This window comes from Cellulomonas sp. KH9 (genome assembly GCF_900114185.1).
Lineage (GTDB): Bacteria > Actinomycetota > Actinomycetes > Actinomycetales > Cellulomonadaceae > Cellulomonas.
On the sequence record NZ_FOSE01000001.1, the window covers coordinates 1192780 to 1209557 of the forward strand.

Sequence of the window (16778 nt, forward strand, 5' to 3'; positions counted from 1 at the left end):
CGTCCGGGCGGCGCTCCCGGTGCGCGGCGTACCCTGGCGCGATGGCGCACGAGCATGCCGACCTGCACGATCCGGAGACCGACCCGCTCGCCACGTACGTTCTGGAGCCCGACGACGTGCGCCCGCTGCTGGGTCGCGTCGTCGCCGCGGCCGGGCACGGGACGGCTGCGTCCATCGCCCCGTTCACCGGCGCCCCCATCGCGGCCGTGCCGGTGACGACGCCGGCCGACCTGCCGGAGGCCGCCCGCCGGGCACGCGCCGCGCAGCGGCTCTGGGCCGCCCGTCCCGTCGGTGAGCGCGCCGCCGTCCTGCTGCGGGTGCACGACCTGCTGCTGGAACGGCAGTCGGACGTGCTCGACCTCCTGCAGGTCGAGACGGGCAAGGCCCGCGGGCACGCCTGGGAGGAGCTGGGCGAGGTCGCCAACGCCGCGCGGTACTACGCGCTGCGGGCGCGCCGCCTGCTCGCGCCGCGGGCCGTGCGCGGGTTGTGGGGGCCGTTCTCGCGGGGCCGTGTGCTGCGCCACCCGCTCGGGGTCGTCGCGGTGCTCACCCCGTGGAACTACCCGCTGTCGCTCGGCCTCGGCGACGCCCTGCCCGCGCTCGTCGCGGGCAACGCGGTCCTGCTGCGGGCCGACCCGCAGACGGCGTTGACGCTGCTGTGGTGCGCCGAGCTGCTCGAGGACGCCGGTCTGCCCGCCGACCTCCTGCAGGTCGTCGTCGGTGGCCCCGAGGTGGGCATGGCGCTGCTCGAGCACGTCGACCACGCCGGCTTCACGGGCTCCACCCGCTCCGGGCGCGTCGTCGCGCAGCGCGCGGGCGAGCTCGGTGTGCCGGTCACCCTGGAGCTCGGCGGCAAGAACGCGATGTACGTGGCCGAGGACGTGGACGTGGAGGCGACCGCCGAGGGTGCGGTCCGCGCGTGCTTCGGCTCCGCCGGGCAGCTGTGCGCCTCGGTCGAGCGGATCTACGTCCGCGAGGAGGTGCGGGACGAGTTCGTCGCGGCGCTGGTCCGGCGCACGGCCGCGCTGCGGCTCGGGTCCGGCCTGGACTACCGCGCGGACATGGGCTCCCTCGTCGGGCCCGCGCAGCTGGCGCGGGTCGTGGAGCACGTCGAGGACGCCGTCGGGCACGGCGCCACCGTCCTGACGGGCGGTGAGCAGCGACCCGACCTGGGGCCGTACTTCTACGAGCCGACCGTGCTGACCGACGTGCCGCCCGAGGCGCGGGCCCACCGCGAGGAGACCTTCGGCCCCGTGGTCGCGGTCTACCCGGTGGCGTCCGACGACGAGGCCGTCGCCGCCATGAACGACTCCGACCTGGGGCTGGTGGCGGCCGTCTGGACCCGCTCGACGGCGCGCGGCACCGCGCTCGCCGCGCGGGTGCGGGCCGGCGCGGTATCCGTCAACGACACCCACCAGCTGCTGTGGGGCAGCGTCGGGGCGCCCCTGGGTGGCGTCGGCGCGTCCGGGTACGGGCGGCGCCACGGCCGCGAGGGGCTCTGGGAGACCACCTGGACGCAGTCGGTCGTGGCCCAGCGCGGTGTGCACGGGTCGCGCGGCCTGGGCATGCGGCAGGTCCACGAGCTCGGCTCCGAGGTGTGGCCCCGGGCGCTGACGCGGCTGCTGCGCCTCGAGCGCGTCCTGCGCGTGCCCTGAGAGGCGCCCGCCCCGCCGTCCCGGGACGCGGGAGGCCGGCCCGGCACGTGCCGGACCGGCCTCCCGGTGTGCTGCGAACGGGGGAGCGGGGCGCTCAGGCGCCGACGACCTCCACCGCCTGACGGGCGATCGCCAGCTCCTCGTTGGTCGGCACCACCAGCACCGTGACCTTGGCGCCGTCGGGCGAGATCACCGTGGGCTCGCTCTTGCGGCCCTCGTTGCGCGCGAGGTCGACCTCGATGCCCAGGGCCTCCAGGTCCGCGAGCGCACCGGCGCGCACGATGTCGTCGTTCTCGCCGATCCCGGCCGTGAACGTGATGACGTCGAGGCGCCCCAGCACCGCGTGGTAGGCGCCGATGTACTTGCGCAGCCGGTGCAGGTACACGTCGAGCGCGCGGCGCGCACCCGGCTCGCCCTGCGCCACCAGCTCGTGCAGCGCGCGGAAGTCGCTGACGCCCGACAGGCCCTTGACGCCCGAGCGGCGGTTCAGCAGGTCGTCGAGCTCGTCGATGCTCATGCCCGCGTTGCGGTACAGGTGGATGAGGATCGCCGGGTCGACGTCGCCCGAGCGGGTCCCCATGACCAGGCCCTCGAGCGGCGTCAGGCCCATCGACGTCTCGACCGCGACACCGCCGCGGACGGCCGACGCGGACGCGCCGTTGCCCAGGTGCAGGACGATCTGGTTGAGGTCCTCGAGCGGACGGCCGAGGAACTGCGCGACCTGCTGGGACACGTACTGGTGCGACGTGCCGTGGGCGCCGTAGCGGCGCACCCGGTAGCGGGTGGCGACGTCCTCGTCGATCGCGTACGTCGCCGCCGCCTCGGGCAGGTGGCGGAAGAACGCGGTGTCGAACACGACGACGTGCGGCACGTCCGGCAGCAGCTGCTGCGCCACGCGGATGCCCGTGAGGTTCGCCGGGTTGTGCAGCGGCGCGAGCGGTGCCAGCTCCTCGATGTCCCGCTCGACCTCGGGGGTGACCAGGGCGGGACCGTCGAACAGGGCGCCGCCCTGGACGACGCGGTGGCCGACGGCCACGACGTGCGCGGACTCCAGGTCGGGCCCGAGCTCGTCGAACAGGCCCAGGACGATGCGCAGCCCCTCGGCGTGGTCCGGGACGGGCAGCTCGCGCTTCGTCGTCGTCCCGTGCGCGACGTGCTTGACGGCGCCGACCGCGTCGCCGATGCGCTCGACGATGCCGGACGCGATCGCCTCGCCGTCGTCCGGGGAGACCAGCTGGTACTTGATGGAGGAGGAGCCCGAGTTGATGACGAGCACGCTCGCGCGGGGCTGCTCGGACGGGGTGGGGGTGCTCATCGTGCGGATCCCTCCGGGGTGGTGACGGTACCGGCCTCGGCCGGGGCGGCGGCGGCCAGCGCCTGCGCCTGGATCGCGGTGATCGCGACCGTGTTGACGATGTCCTGCACGAGCGCGCCGCGCGACAGGTCGTTGACCGGCTTGCGCAGACCCTGGAGCACGGGGCCGATGGCCACGGCGCCGGCGGAGCGCTGCACCGCCTTGTAGGTGTTGTTGCCCGTGTTGAGGTCCGGGAACACGAACACCGTGGCCCGCCCGGCGACGGCCGAGTCGGGCATCTTCGTCTGCGCGACGGAGGCGTCCACGGCGGCGTCGTACTGGATCGGGCCCTCGACGGACAGGTCCGGCCGGCGCTCGCGGACCAGCCGGGTGGCCTCGCGCACCTTCTCGACGTCGGCGCCGGAGCCCGACTCGCCGGTCGAGTACGACAGCATGGCGATCCGCGGCTCGATGCCGAACTGGGTGGCGGTCTCCGCCGAGGAGATCGCGATGTCCGCGAGCTGCTCCGCCGTCGGGTCCGGGATGACCGCGCAGTCCGCGTAGACGAGCACCCGGTCCTCGAGGCACATGAGGAAGCAGGACGAGACGCTGCCGACGCCGGGCGTCGTCTTGATGATCTCGAACGACGGCTTGATGGTGTGCGCGGTGGTGTGCACGGCGCCGGACACCATGCCGTCGGCCAGGCCCAGCTGCACCATGAGCGTGCCGAAGTACGACACCGACGACACGATCTCGCGGGCGCGCTCGACGGTCATGCCCTTGTGCTTGCGCAGCTCGGTGTAGACCTCCGCGAAGCGCTCGAGGGTCTCGCCGTTCTTCGGGTCGATCACCTGCGCGCCGTCGAGGTCCAGGCCGAGCTCGTTGGCCCGGGTCCGGATCGACGCTTCGTCGCCGAGGATCGTCAGGTCCGCGACCTGGCGCTGCAGCAGCGTGGAGGCCGCCCGCAGGATCCGGTCGTCGTTGCCCTCGGGCAGGACGATGCGCTTGCGGTCGTTACGGGCACGGTCCAGCAGCGCGTACTCGAACATCAGGGGCGTCACGACCTCGGGTCGCGGCACGTCCAGCGCCGCGAGCAGCGCCTCGCCGTCGACGTGCTGCTCGAACAGGGCCAGGGCCGTGTCGACCTTGCGCTGCGCGTCGTGCGTGAGACGTCCGCGGGTCGAGCCGGCCGCGCTGGCGGAGCGGAACGTGCCCAGCGACGTCGTGATGAGCGGCAGGCGGGAGCCCAGGCCCTCCACCAGGCGCTGGATGCTCGGCGCGGGCGTGAGACCGCCGTTGAGGATGAGGCCCGCGAGCGACGGGAACCCCTCGGCCTGGTGGGCCATCAGCAGACCGAGCAGCACGTCCGCGCGGTCGCCGGGGGTGATGACGACGGCGCCGTCCTGCAGCCGGTCCAGCAGGTGCTCGATCGACATGGCGCCGACGAGCACGTCGAGGACCTCGCGGCCCAGCAGCTCCTCGTCACCACTGGTCAGGGTGCCGCCGACGGCGTCCATGAGCTGGCGCAGCGTCGGCGCGTACAGCAGCGGGGAGTCGGGCAGGGCCCACACCGGCACCGTCCCGCCGAGCGCCTCCCGGACGCGGTCCAGGGACCCCGGGGCGCAGCGGTTCGCGATGACGGACACGACCTGCGCGTGGTCCGCCACGATCGCGGAGGTCGCGACGTCGACCGCGTGGTGCACGTCCTCCGCGGAGCGGTGGGCGCCGTTGACGACGAGCACGACCGGGGCGCCGAGGTTGGCGGCGATGCGCGCGTTGTACGCGAGCTCGGTCGGCCCGGCGACGTCGGTGTAGTCGGTGCCGACCACGACGACGGCGTCGCACCGGCGCTCCACGTCGTGGAAGCGCGACACGATGCGGGACAGCGCGGCCTCGGGGTCCGCGATCACCTCGTCGTACGTGGCCCCGACGGCCTCGTCGTAGGCGATGTCGACACCGTCGTGCTCGAGCAGCAGCTCGAGCACGTAGTCCCGCTCGTCCGTCGACCGTGCGACGGGGCGGAACACGCCCACCCGCTGCACGGTCCGGGTCAGCAGGTCGACGAGACCGAGGGCGACCACGGACTTGCCCGTGTCCCCCTCGGCCGACATGACGTAGATCGTCCTGGCCACTGTGCTGCTCACTCCTCGTCGCCCCTGGTGGGGGCTGTGGTCGTCCGGTCGCGTCCGGGCGGGTGTGCCCGGACGCGACCGCTGACGGTGGGGCTACTCGTTGTCCCCGCCGGTGTCGGCGGCGGCGGCGGGGCTGCGGGTGGGCTGCGGCCCACCCTCCTCCGTCGCGGTCTCGCCGACGTCCGGCCACACCCAGTCGCGCACCTCGGGGATGTCCTCGCCGTGCTCGCGGGTGTACTGCCGGGCGCGGATCCGCGCGTCGACCATACGCTGACGCAGACCCGCCTTGGACGCGCGCAACCAGTGCACGTGGTCGATCACGTCGATCACCAGGTGGTACCTGTCCAGGTCGTTGAGCATCACCATGTCGAACGGCGTCGTGGTGGTGCCCTCCTCCTTGTAGCCGCGGACGTGCAGGTTGTTGTGCCCGTTGCGACGGTAGGTGAGGCGGTGGATCAGCCACGGGTACCCGTGGTACGCGAACACGATCGGCCGGTCGGCCGTGAAGATCGTGTCGAACTCGGCGTCGGTCAGCCCGTGCGGGTGCTCGCGGGCGTCCTGCAGCCGCATGAGGTCCACGACGTTGACGACCCGCACCTTCAGCTGCGGGATCTCGCGACGCAGGATGTCCGCGGCGGCCAGCACCTCGAGCGTCGGGACGTCGCCCGCGCACCCGAGGACCACGTCGGGCTCCTCGTCGGGAGCCTCGGACCCCGCCCACTCCCAGATGCCCAGACCGCGGGTGCAGTGGGCGATCGCCTGGTCCATCGTGAGGAAGTTCGGCGCGGGCTGCTTGCCGGACACGACGACGTTGACGTACTGCTTGCTGCGCAGGCAGTGGTCGTACGTGCTCAGCAGCGTGTTGGCGTCCGGCGGCAGGTAGACCCGCACGACCTCGGCCTTCTTGTTGACCACGTGGTCGATGAACCCGGGGTCCTGGTGGCTGAAGCCGTTGTGGTCCTGGCGCCACACGTGGCTCGACAGCAGGTAGTTCAGGCTCGCGACGGGGCGTCGCCACGGGATGTCGTTGGTGACCTTGAGCCACTTCGCGTGCTGGTTGAACATCGAGTCGACGATGTGGATGAACGCCTCGTACGACGTGAACAGGCCGTGCCGCCCGGTCAGCAGGTAACCCTCGAGCCAGCCCTGGCACTGGTGCTCCGACAGCATCTCCATGACGCGTCCGGCACGGGCCATGTGCTCGTCGACGTCGGGTCCGTAGAACTCCGCGTTCCACTGCTTGTCCGTGACCTCGTACACCGCCTGCAGGCGGTTCGACGCGGTCTCGTCCGGGCCGAAGATCCGGAAGTTGTCGGGGTTGCGCCGGATGACCTCGGTGAGGAACTGGCCCAGCACCCGCGGTGCCTCCGCGAACGTCGCACCCGGGGCGGGCACGTCCTGCGCGAACTCCCGGAAGTCCGGCATCCGCAGGTCGCGCAGCAGCAGGCCGCCGTTGGCGTGCGGGTTGGCGCTCATCCGCAGGTCGCCCTCGGGCGCCAGCGCGGTGACGTCGTCGTCGACGCGACCCTCCGCGTCGAACAGCTCCTCCGGGCGGTACGACCGCAGCCACTCCTCGAGCACCGCGAGGTGCTCCGGGGTGTCACGGGCGTTGGCCAGGGGCACCTGGTGCGCCCGCCACGAGCCGGTGGTCTTCTTGCCGTCGATCTCCGCCGGGCCCGTCCACCCCTTGGGGGTGCGGAACACGATCATCGGGTACAGCGGGCGCGTGAGGTCGCCCTGCGCCGCCCGTGCCTTGATCTCGGCGATCTCGTCGAGCACCTCGTCCAGCAGGACGGCGAACCGGCGGTGGACCTCGAGGACGTCCTCGTCGTCGAAGCCGGCCACGAAGACGTGCGGCTTGTGCCCGTACCCGACCATGAGGTCGTGCAGCTCCTCGTCGCTGATGCGGGCGAGGACCGTGGGGTTGGCGATCTTGTACCCGTTGAGGTGCAGGATCGGCAGGACGATGCCGTCCTGCAGCGGGTTGACGAACTTGTTGGAGTGCCAGCTCGTGGCCAGCGGCCCGGTCTCGGCCTCGCCGTCGCCGACGACCGCCGCGACCAGCAGGTGCGGGTTGTCGAACGCGGCACCGTACGCGTGGCTCAGGGCGTAGCCGAGCTCGCCGCCCTCGTGGATGGACCCCGGGGTCTCGGGCGCGACGTGCGAGGGGATGCCGCCGGGGAAGGAGAACTGCCGGAACAGCCGGCGCAGCCCCTCCTCGTCGTGCGTGATGTCGGAGTAGACCTCCGAGTACGTGCCGTCCAGGTAGGCGCTGGCCACCAGGCCGGGGCCGCCGTGGCCCGGGCCGGTGATGTAGATCGTCGACTGCTCACGCTCCGCGACGGCGCGGTTGAGGTGCGCGTAGAGGAAGTTCAGGCCCGGCGTGGTGCCCCAGTGCCCCAGCAGCCGCGGCTTGACGTCGTCCCGGCTCAGCGGGCGGGTCAGCAGGGGGTTGTCCAGCAGGTAGATCTGCCCCACGGACAGGTAGTTGGCGGCGCGCCACCACTTCTCGATGCGCTGCAGCGTGGCGTCGTCGAGCTCACCGGAGCCGGTGCGCCACGCGGTGCGGGCCTCCGCCGCGGCGAACTGCCCCGAGGCGATCGGACCTGCCTTGGTCACGGACTGCTGGTCCGCGGCGGTCGATGTCATGTCCCCTCCCGAGGGAAGTACCAGTGGCCGGGCGAGCCCAGCATCCCGTGAGGTCCCGGCGGGACCTGGGACGTCCGGCCCACCCGTGCCTGTGCTCCTGCCCACAGCCATACAAGCGCAGATGCGGCGGTGCCGCAGGGCATCGGGTGACGTCCGCCACTGACCACCGCCCGGCGGTGCGGACCGCACGGGACCGCGTGCGGCGCCGGGTACCGTGAAGCCGTGGCCGACACCCCGACGTCCGTGTGGCGCGCCGCGGTGCGGCCCCGGATGCTCGCGCTGCTGGTGGTCCTGCTGGCCGCCGCCGCCGTGTGTGCCCGGCTCGGCGTGTGGCAGCTCGAGCGTGCCGAGGTCCGTGGGGCGGCCTCTGCGGCGCGCGAGGCCGAGCGGATCGTCACCGCCGACCCCGAGCCGCTGGCCGACCTGCTCGCACCGGGCGACACGTTCAGCGCCGACCTCGTGGCCCACAAGGTCGTCGTGACGGGCGCGTACGACGACGACGCGACCCTCCTCGTCACGGGCCGGGCGCACGCCGGGCGCACGGACGGGTACCTGGTGCTGACGCCGCTGCGCGTGCCGACGGACGACGGGACCGCGGTGCTGCCGGTCGTCCGGGGCTGGTCCCCGACCCCCGACGTCGCGCCCGCGCCCGCCGGCGACGTCGAGGTGGTGGGGTGGCTGCAGTACGCGGAGGAGGCCGGCGCACCGATCGTCGACGGGCGCACCGACGCGATCAGCGCCGCCCAGCTCCTCGCCGCGTGGGGCGGGCCGGTCTACACGGGCTACCTGGTGGTCCAGGGCAGCGACCCCGCCGACCCGGCCGCGGCCGACGGCCTCGAGGGCCTGGCGCCCCCGACGCGCGCGGGCGCCGGGCTGAACGTGCAGAACCTCGCCTACGCGGCGCAGTGGTGGATCTTCGGGCTGTTCGCCGCCGGGCTGTGGTGGCGGATGGTGCGCGACGAGGCGGCCGGGCGGCCGCCGCTGCCGGGCGCGGCACCCGCCGCCGGTCCACCCGAGGACGACGACCTGCAGGACGACGACCGGCAGACCGTGCAGCCGCCGGTCGAGGCGCGACCCGGCGCCTGAGCGCGCCGGACGCCGGGGCCCGCACGCGGGCCGCGCCGGACGCCGACGCCCGCACGCGGCCCCGGACGTCGTCAGCTCTCGTGCTGCCAGGACCGCCACAGGGCGGCGTACTCGCCGCCCGCGGCGACCAGCTCGTCGTGCGGGCCGATCTCGCTGATCCGGCCCGCGTCGACCACCGCCACCCGGTCGGCGTCGTGCGCGGTGTGCAGCCGGTGCGCGATCGCGACCACCGTGCGTCCGGCCAGCACGGCCGACAGCGACCGCTCCAGGTGCCGGGCGGCACGCGGGTCGAGCAGCGACGTCGCCTCATCGAGCACGAGCGTGTGCGGGTCGAGCAGCACGAGGCGCGCGAGCGCGAGCTGCTGCGCCTGCGCGGGGGTCAGCGCGGCACCGCCCGAGCCGACCTCGGTGGCCGGCCCCTCGGGCAGCCCCTGCACCCAGTCCCACGCGTCGACCGCACGCAGGGCGCGCTCGAGCTCGTCGTCGTCCGCGTCGACCTTCGCCAGGCGGAGGTTCTCCGCGACGGTCCCGACGAAGACGTGGTGCTCCTGCGTCACGAGGGCGACGTGCCCCCGCAGGTCCTCGAGCGGCAGGTCGACCAGCGGGACGCCGCCGACGGTCGCGCTGCCGGCCGTGGGCGGGTGGATGCCGGCCAGCATGCGGCCGAGCGTCGACTTGCCCGCACCCGACGGGCCCACGACCGCGAGCCGCTCACCGGGCGCCAGGTCCAGGTCGATCCCGTGCAGCACGTCGTGGCCCTCGCGGTACGCGTACCGCAGCCCGCGGGTCGCGATGCGCTCGTCGGCCGGGCGCGCGTCACCCGCCTCGCGGTCCGTCCCGACCAGGCGCACACCGACGATGCGCGCGAGGGCGGTGGCCGCCACCTGGATCTCGTCGACCCAGAAGATCAGCTCCCACACCGGACCGGTGACCTGGTAGGCGTAGAGCACGATCGTGGTGACCGCCCCCAGCGTCACGTGGCCGGTCGACGCGAGGTACCCGCCCCACACCAGGACCGCGACGGGTGCCAGCACGAAGGCCAGGTCCACGCCGGGGAACAGGATGGTCCGCAGCCGCAGCGTCGCGCGCTCGGCCGCGAAGGCCTCCCGCAGGTCGTCGCGCACGCGCTCCTCGCGGGCGTCCGCCAGTCCCAGGGCGTCGACGGTGCGCGCGCCTTCGACGGTCTCGGTGATGGTGCCGTTGAGCACGGCGTAGGCCGCCGACTCCCGGACGTACGCGGGCGTGGCGCGGCGCAGGTACCAGCGCACCATGATCACCATCGTCGGCACGCCGACGAACAGCGCGAGCGACACGAGCGGGTCGATCACGAGGCACGCGACCACCGTGAGGGTGATCGTCACCACGGCGACGATCACGCGCGGCACCCCGAACCGGACGGCGTGCTGCAGCTTGTTGACGTCGTTGGTGGTGCGGGCCACCAGGTCCCCGGTGCCGGCACGCTCGACCACCGACAGCGGCAGCGACGTCACGGTCTCGAGGAACTCCTCGCGCAGCTCGGCGAAGACCTGCTCGCCGAACAGCATGGAGGCGCGCTGCGCGTACCGGATCAGCCCGGTCTGGGTGAGGACGGCGACCGCGCCGACCACGACGAGCGTGTTGACGTACCGCGCGTCGGTGCCCGACGTGACGGCGTCGACGAGCCGGCCGAGCAGGAGGGGACCGGCCAGGCCCGCCACGGCGGCGAGCGTGTGCAGCCCGGCCAGCCCGCCCAGGCGACGGCGGTGCCGGCCGAGCAGCTCGGCCGCGTACGCGCGGACGGTGGCCGCGTCGGCGACGGGCAGCTTCATGCGGCACCTCCGGTGGGCAGGTCGACGGGGGAGCGGTCCGTCGGCGACGGGTCGCGCGGGTCGGTGCGGTCGAACGACTCCTCGACGGGCAGGTCGTCGTCCATGCGGCGGCCCACCACGCGGCGGTACGTCGCGGCGACCTCGGGCCCGGCCGCGCCGTCGAGCAGCGCGGCGTGGGCGCCGCGGGCGACGAGGACGCCGTCGACCACCAGCTGCACCTCGTCCACGTGGTCGAGCACCAGGGGGCTGGCGGTCACGACGAGCGTGGTGCGCCCGCGTCGCGCGTCGGACAGCCGGGCGGCGATCCGCGCCTCGGTGTGGGCGTCGACGGCGCTGGTCGGCTCGACCAGCACGAGGATCTCGGCCTGCGTGAGCAGCGCGCGGGCGAGCGCGACGCGCTGGCGCTGACCGCCGGACAGCGACCGGCCCTTCTCCGGCAGCTCCCCGTCCAGCCCGTCGGGTGTGGAGTCGAGCACGTCCTGGGCGTCGGCGAGCGCGATCGCGGCGAGCAGGTCCTCGCGTCGCGCGCCGCCGCGCACGTCCAGCCCGGCCGCCAGGGAGCCGGAGAACAGCTGCGGCATGGCCTCGGCGACCACGACGCGCCGCCGCACCTCGGCCAGCGGCAGGTCGCGCAGCAGCACCCCGCCGAGGCGCACGGGCGTCGCGGCCTCCGCCTCGTCGTCGAACCGTCCCATCCGGGTCGCGATGCGCGCGGACTCGTCCGGGTCGGCGCAGACCAGCGCGACGACCCGGCCGGCCTCGAGCGTCACGCCGCTCGTCTCGTCCACGAGCGGCGAGCCGGGCGGCGGCGGCGTGGTGACGGACGCGGGCGCCGCACCGGCGGCCGGGACGACCCGCAGCACGGTCAGCACCTTGCGCGCGGCCACGACGGCGCGCGTCGCGGACTGCAGGAACTCGGTGGCGTTCTGCACGGGCCAGCCGAGGAAGGCCGCGTAGCCGTACGTGGTGACCAGCTGCCCGGGCGTGATGGTGCCGGCGAGGGCCATGTGGGCGCCCAGCCACACCAGTGCGACGACGAACATGCCGGGCAGCAGCACCTGCAGCGCGTCCAGCCACGACTGCGTGACCGCGACGTGCTCGCCGCGCTCGCGCACCAGCTGCGACTGGCGGCGGTAGCGACCGGTGAACACCGACTCGCCGCCGATGCCGCGCAGCACGCGCAGCCCGGAGACGGTGTCGGAGCCGAGGGTCGTCAGGCGCCCGGAGGCCTCGCGCTGCGCGGACTGACGGCGCTGCAGGGGCTTGACCAGCAGACCCAGGACCGCGGCGACCGTGGGCAGGCCGAGCACGACGACCAGGCCCAGCGGGACGGAGACCTGCAGCATGAGCACGGCGACGGCGGCGTACGCGGTGAGCGAGCCGACGAACCGGGCCGTGACGGCGAACAGGTCGCCGACCCGCAGCGCGTCGTTCGCGACCGCCGACACGACCTCGCCCGTCGGGAGCTCCGCCGTGACGGCGTGCCCGGTGCGCGCGGTGGTCCGCCCGACCAGCTGGGACGTCGTGAACGCCGCCCGCAGCCAGTTGGCGACGTCGAAGCGGTGGCCCACGGCCGACGCGGCCGCGCTCAGCACGCCGAGCGCCAGCAGGGCGCCGGCGGCGCGCAGCAGGTCGGGGCCGAAGCCCTGCTCCAGGCCGTCGTCGATGGCCCGGCCGGTCAGGTACGGCAGGAACGCCTGGCAGGCGAACTGCACGACGCCGCAGGCGACGGCCGCGAGGAGGATGCCCCACTGCCGTCGGGCCAGCCACCCGAGGTAGGCGGCGGGACCCCGCAACGGCGGGGTGCCGGGATCGGCGAGAGGGAGGGAGCGCACGTCGTAGAACGTTACGTGCGGGTACCGACAGGGTTGCACGTCTTTTTGCGGTCCCGCGCGGACGTCACCCCCGGTCCGCCGGTGGCGTCGGCACCGGCGGCGTGCACACCGCGACGGGGGTGCCGTGCCCCCCGGGGCCGGTGTGCACTGCACGGCGGGCGACCGGGTGAAGCGGCACGAGTCGGGCGCCCGCGTCCGGCGGGGCACGGACGCCACCGGACCGGCTGGGCACACAGGCCCTTGACGCGGGCCCTCCGGGCCCTCGGGACCGGGTCCCTCCCGGGCCGCCGGGCCCGTGCCCGCGGGGCGCCCGGCGGACACCATCGGGGTGTGCAACCGCCCCGTCAGCCCGTCGCGCCGTCCGGCGTCCGACGCACCACGCTGCCCGGGCGCAGACCCCAGCGGGCGAAGCTGCCGGCGGGCGCCTCGAGCACGTCGACCGCGCCCCGACGCGGCCTGACCAGGCCGAACGGGCGCAGGACGTGCACCGCGAGGACCGCCCCCGCGGCGTCCAGCTGGGCCACGTCGAGCGGCTGCGTCATGCCGACGCCGTGCACCGACGGCACGCGCACGAACCACATCGACTCGGGCAGGGTCCGGCGCCCCAGCATGCCGCGGGCGCGAGCCGCCCAGGACGCCGCGACGGTCACCTCCGCCACGTCCTCGTCGTCCACCAGCAGCCTCGTCACGCCCGCAGTGTGCCGGGCGGGAGGCGGTCCGCGCATCGTCGCGGCGAGCGCCCGCGGGGTGTCGGGAGGGGTCCGGACGGCACCTATCCTCAGCCGCGGTAAGCGCTACCGCCACGAAGGTGCGGGGCGGGGCAGCCGGACGGGTGAATGCACTCGTCGTGGCGTGCGACCGCCCCTGACCTGCGTCAACCTCGTGAACCGGTGGCGCACCGACCGACCAGCAGCAGACGAAGGGGGACCCGCGTGACGATCCTGGCGCTCGCTCCGGCGCAGCAGCTGCCGGCGGGCACGGTCGTCGCCGACCCGGACACCGAGTCCGTCGTCGCCGCCCTGCTCGCGCTCGGCCCGCAGGAGCACGTGCTGGTCGTCGCCGCCGACCGCGCCGGGTACGACGCGGCGCGCGCCGCGCGGCTCGTGCTGTCCCGCGAGGACGTCGGCGTGCTGCTGCACGAGGTCCCGCCCACCGCCTTCTTCGTGACGGTCGCGGCGCTGCAGATGCTGCCCACCATCGCGCTCGGCCTGGCACCCGCGGTGCTCCAGGGCGTCGCCGAGGGGAGCCGCACGGTCGCGCTCCTGTCCTCCGTGACGTCCCTCGAGCGCCCGCGCCCGTCCGTCGCCCTCGACCTCGCCAGCCGGCTGCCGGGCTCCGTCTTCCGGGTCGACTGGGCCGCGCAGACCGTGACGCGGGGCGCCGAGGTCGACCTGGAGCCGGGCATCGCGTCGATCACCACCGCCTCCGAGCGCCCGGTCGCGCCCGTGGACACGTCCTGGGGGCCGGCGCACGTCGAGCTGCCCACCGACGGTGCGTTCTGGGGCGCGAAGCGGTGGTTCGAGGCGACGGTGCTGCTGCGGCCGCTGGAGACCACGGTCGAGGAGCGCCTCAGCCCGTCCGCCGTCGCGGTGGTCCCGCGGTGCGTCAGCTGCGCCCGCCTCGTCACCGGCACGCTCTGCCTCTTCTGCCACGTCCACGTGCCCTCGGGCACGAGCTCCGTCCCCACAGGAGGACACGTATGAACCCGCGCCAGCGGCGAGGGGCGCTCCTGCTCGTCATCACGGCTCTCGGTGCGATCGGGGTCTTCCTGGCCGTGGTCGTCTACGTCGGTGACGTCAGCTCCCGCGTCGGACCGATGACGCAGGCGCTCCAGCTCAACCGGGCCGTCGACGCGTACGAGCCGATCGAGCCGGACATGCTCGAGGTCGTGGAGGTCCCCGAGCGGTGGATCCCCGGCACCGCCGTGCGGGACGTGTCCGACACGAGCGGCCTGGTCGCCGCCACCGCGCTGCCGGAGGGGTCGCTGGTGCAGTCGGGCATGCTCGTGCCGCGTCCCGGCGTGCAGCCCGGCTTCCGTGAGGTCGCGATCGTCGTCGACGCCGAGACCGGTGTGGCGGGCAAGGTCGCGCCCGGCGACCACGTCGACATCATCGCCACCGTCGAGGGCGACGAGCAGCGTCCGTCGCGCGCCGAGGTGTGGGTGTCGAACGTCCTCGTGCTCGAGGTGGGGCTGCCCCAGGAGATGGAGGGCACGGACGCCGGCGGCAACTTCGCCACCACGCGCGGTGTCCCCGTGACGTTCGCGCTGACCTCGCAGGACGCGCTGCGGCTCGCCTACGTCGAGAGCTTCTCCGTCAAGCTGCGGCTCGCGCTGCGCGGTGACGGCGACAGCCAGGTCCTGCCCGACGACCAGCTCGTGTTCCAGGCGGGGTGACGACGATGACGACGAAGGTCCTTCTCGCCTCGGCGGACGAGCGCACGCTGGAGCGCCTGTCCCAGGTGCTCGCCGAGGCCGACGCCATCGAGCTCGTCCAGGTCGTCCGGGAGGCGGCGAACGTCGAGGACGCGCTGACGCGCCACCCCGACGTCGACGTGCTCGTGGTCGACGAGCTCATCGACTCCGGCCGGGGGCTCGGTGTGGCGCGCACGGTCGGTGCCGCCAACCCGCTGCTGGGCATCGTCATGCTCGTCGACCAGGCCGGTCCCGAGCAGTTCGCGGCCGCGATGGAGTCGGGTGCGCGCTCCGTGCTCTCGCGCACGTCGAGCCTGGCTGAGGTCGTGTCCCGGCTGGAGTCCGTCGCGCACTGGGTGGGGGCCGCCCGCTCGGCGGTCTCGGCCGACGCGCGCAGCGGCCGTGCCGGACGCGTCGTGGCGGTCGCCGGGGCCAAGGGCGGGGTCGGTGCGTCCGCCGTCGCCCTGCTCATGGCGCAGTCCCTCGTGTCCTCCCGGACCGTCGGGCTCGTCGACTTCGACCTGCAGTCGGGCGACCTCGCGGCGTACCTCGGCGTGCACACGCGCCGGTCCGTCGTCGACCTGGTCGACATCGCGGGGGAGATGACGGGGCGCATCCTGCGCGAGACGTCGTACGACGTGCCGGGCGGCATCCGCCTGCTGTCGGCACCGAACGACGGGGAGCGCGGCGAGGAGATGACGGCCCGGGCCGCGCGCTCGGTGGTCAACGCGCTGCGGTACCAGTACGAGGTCTCGATCATCGACGTCGGCTCGCACCTCACGGAGGCGACGGCGGCGGTGCTCGAGGAGGCCGACGTCGCCGTCCTGGTGGTCACGCCCGACCTGCCCGCGCTGCGCGCGGCGCGACGCACGCTCGCGATGTGGGAGCGGCTCGTCGTCCGGCAGCGGTCCGCGGTGCGGGTGCTGCTCAACCGCCAGCACCGGCGCAACGAGGTGACCGAGAGCCTCGCGGCGAAGATCGTCGAGAGCCGCGTCGACGCGACGGTGCCCGACGGCGGGTCGCCGTTCGAGTCCGCCATGAACACCGCCTCCGTCGCCGCCGCCTCGGGGCCGGCGCACACCGCGGCCGCCAAGTTCGCCGCGGCGGTCGTGGGCCCGGTCGACGACGGCCCGGTCGACGCGGTGGAGGAGGCGTACGCCGAGGTCGCGGGCCGGGGGCGGCGTCGCGCACGCGGCAACGACGCCGGCCAGTCGGCCGTCGAGCTGCCGGTCGCGTTCGCCGTCGCGCTGATGGTCCTGCTGCTCGCCGGGCAGGGGCTGGTGTGGGGCACGGGGTACCTCCTGGCGCGCAACGCCGCCCACGAGGGTGCGCGGACGGTGGGCCTGCAGGCGTGGGGCCCGTCGACGCCGGGCGCCGCCCGGGCCGACGCGCTCGACGAGCTCAGCGGGCGGTGGCGCTCCGCGGCCACCGTGGACGTGAGCCCGTCCGACGTCACGGTCCACGTCGTCGCGCCGACGGTCGTGCCGGGCGTCCGGCTCACGTCGTCGGTGTCGGCGCCCGTGCAGAGGGAGCACTGATGCGTACCAGCCCCGTCCGAGCGACCTTGCGCGACGACCGCGGCGCGGCCGCGATCGAGCTGGTCGGGTACGTGACCATGGTCGTCATCACCGCGATGCTGTGCCTGCAGGGCGTCTACGTCTCGCAGGCCGGCGCCGTGGCGCAGCAGGCCGCCCGGGACGGCGCCCGGGCGCAGGCCCTCGGCCAGGACGTGGCGGGCGCCGTGCGGGCGCAGGTCCCGTCGTGGGCGCGCCTGCAGGACGTCCGGGCACGGGTCGACGGCCGCGCGTACGTGGTCGAGGTGGACGTGCGCGTGCCGATCGTCGTGCGCGGGGTGACGTCCTCGCAGATCGTGGTCTCGCGCGACGCCGCGATGCCGAGGAGCTGA

12 protein-coding genes are annotated in these 16778 nt (G+C 74.4%); 6 read left to right on the top strand and 6 right to left on the bottom strand.

The window, feature by feature from the left end:
- Positions 1-41: 41 nt before the first annotated feature.
- The gene (locus BMZ16_RS05500) at positions 42-1655 is read left to right on the top strand and encodes a succinic semialdehyde dehydrogenase (RefSeq protein ID WP_089798497.1); all 1614 of its coding nucleotides are present in this window, start codon (positions 42-44) and stop codon (positions 1653-1655) included.
- Between the two features lie 94 nt (positions 1656-1749).
- On the opposite strand, the gene BMZ16_RS05505 is transcribed toward BMZ16_RS05500, so the two are convergent.
- The 3 genes from BMZ16_RS05505 to BMZ16_RS05515 all read right to left on the bottom strand — a co-directional run bounded on the left by BMZ16_RS05505 (position 1750) and on the right by BMZ16_RS05515 (position 7730).
- Positions 1750-2970: an acetate kinase gene (locus tag BMZ16_RS05505; protein ID WP_089798498.1), complete on the bottom strand. Its 1221-nt coding sequence runs from the start codon at positions 2968-2970 to the stop codon at positions 1750-1752.
- Positions 2967-5081: a phosphate acetyltransferase gene (pta, locus tag BMZ16_RS05510; RefSeq protein ID WP_089798499.1), complete on the bottom strand. Its 2115-nt coding sequence runs from the start codon at positions 5079-5081 to the stop codon at positions 2967-2969. The genes BMZ16_RS05505 and pta overlap by 4 nt, the downstream gene beginning before the upstream one ends.
- 93 nt (positions 5082-5174) lie before the next feature.
- Positions 5175-7730 carry a phosphoketolase family protein gene (locus BMZ16_RS05515; protein WP_255366371.1) on the bottom strand — a complete coding sequence of 852 codons (2556 nt, stop codon included), beginning with the start codon at positions 7728-7730 and terminating at the stop codon, positions 5175-5177.
- Between the two features lie 222 nt (positions 7731-7952).
- Between BMZ16_RS05515 and BMZ16_RS05520 the strand changes: the two genes are divergently transcribed.
- Positions 7953-8816 (top strand): SURF1 family protein, encoded by an 864-nt coding sequence (locus BMZ16_RS05520; RefSeq protein ID WP_089798500.1) that lies wholly within the window; start codon positions 7953-7955, stop codon positions 8814-8816.
- Between the two features lie 71 nt (positions 8817-8887).
- Here BMZ16_RS05520 and BMZ16_RS05525 read toward each other — a convergent pair whose 3' ends face one another.
- The 3 genes from BMZ16_RS05525 to BMZ16_RS05535 all read right to left on the bottom strand — a co-directional run bounded on the left by BMZ16_RS05525 (position 8888) and on the right by BMZ16_RS05535 (position 13148).
- Positions 8888-10624 carry an ABC transporter ATP-binding protein gene (locus BMZ16_RS05525; protein WP_089798501.1) on the bottom strand — a complete coding sequence of 579 codons (1737 nt, stop codon included), beginning with the start codon at positions 10622-10624 and terminating at the stop codon, positions 8888-8890.
- Entirely contained in the window at positions 10621-12459 is a 1839-nt protein-coding gene (locus BMZ16_RS05530) for an ABC transporter transmembrane domain-containing protein (protein ID WP_089798502.1), read from the bottom strand. The genes BMZ16_RS05525 and BMZ16_RS05530 overlap by 4 nt, the downstream gene beginning before the upstream one ends.
- 344 nt (positions 12460-12803) lie before the next feature.
- Positions 12804-13148, bottom strand: coding sequence for a DUF192 domain-containing protein (locus BMZ16_RS05535; protein ID WP_218143312.1), 345 nt, complete (start codon positions 13146-13148; stop codon positions 12804-12806).
- A 243-nt stretch (positions 13149-13391) separates the two neighbouring features.
- Here BMZ16_RS05535 and BMZ16_RS05540 point away from each other — a divergent pair, with 243 nt between their 5' ends.
- From BMZ16_RS05540 to BMZ16_RS05555, 4 genes are read left to right on the top strand one after another with little or no spacing between them, the layout of a single operon-like run.
- Positions 13392-14162, top strand: coding sequence for a hypothetical protein (locus BMZ16_RS05540; RefSeq protein WP_089798504.1), 771 nt, complete (start codon positions 13392-13394; stop codon positions 14160-14162).
- Positions 14159-14854 (top strand): Flp pilus assembly protein CpaB, encoded by a 696-nt coding sequence (gene cpaB, locus BMZ16_RS05545; protein WP_089798505.1) that lies wholly within the window; start codon positions 14159-14161, stop codon positions 14852-14854. Before BMZ16_RS05540 ends, cpaB begins: the two co-directional genes overlap by 4 nt.
- Before the next feature lie 5 nt (positions 14855-14859).
- Positions 14860-16410, top strand: coding sequence for an AAA family ATPase (locus BMZ16_RS05550; RefSeq protein WP_143082761.1), 1551 nt, complete (start codon positions 14860-14862; stop codon positions 16408-16410).
- Positions 16410-16778: a hypothetical protein gene (locus BMZ16_RS05555; protein ID WP_089798507.1), complete on the top strand. Its 369-nt coding sequence runs from the start codon at positions 16410-16412 to the stop codon at positions 16776-16778. Before BMZ16_RS05550 ends, BMZ16_RS05555 begins: the two co-directional genes overlap by 1 nt.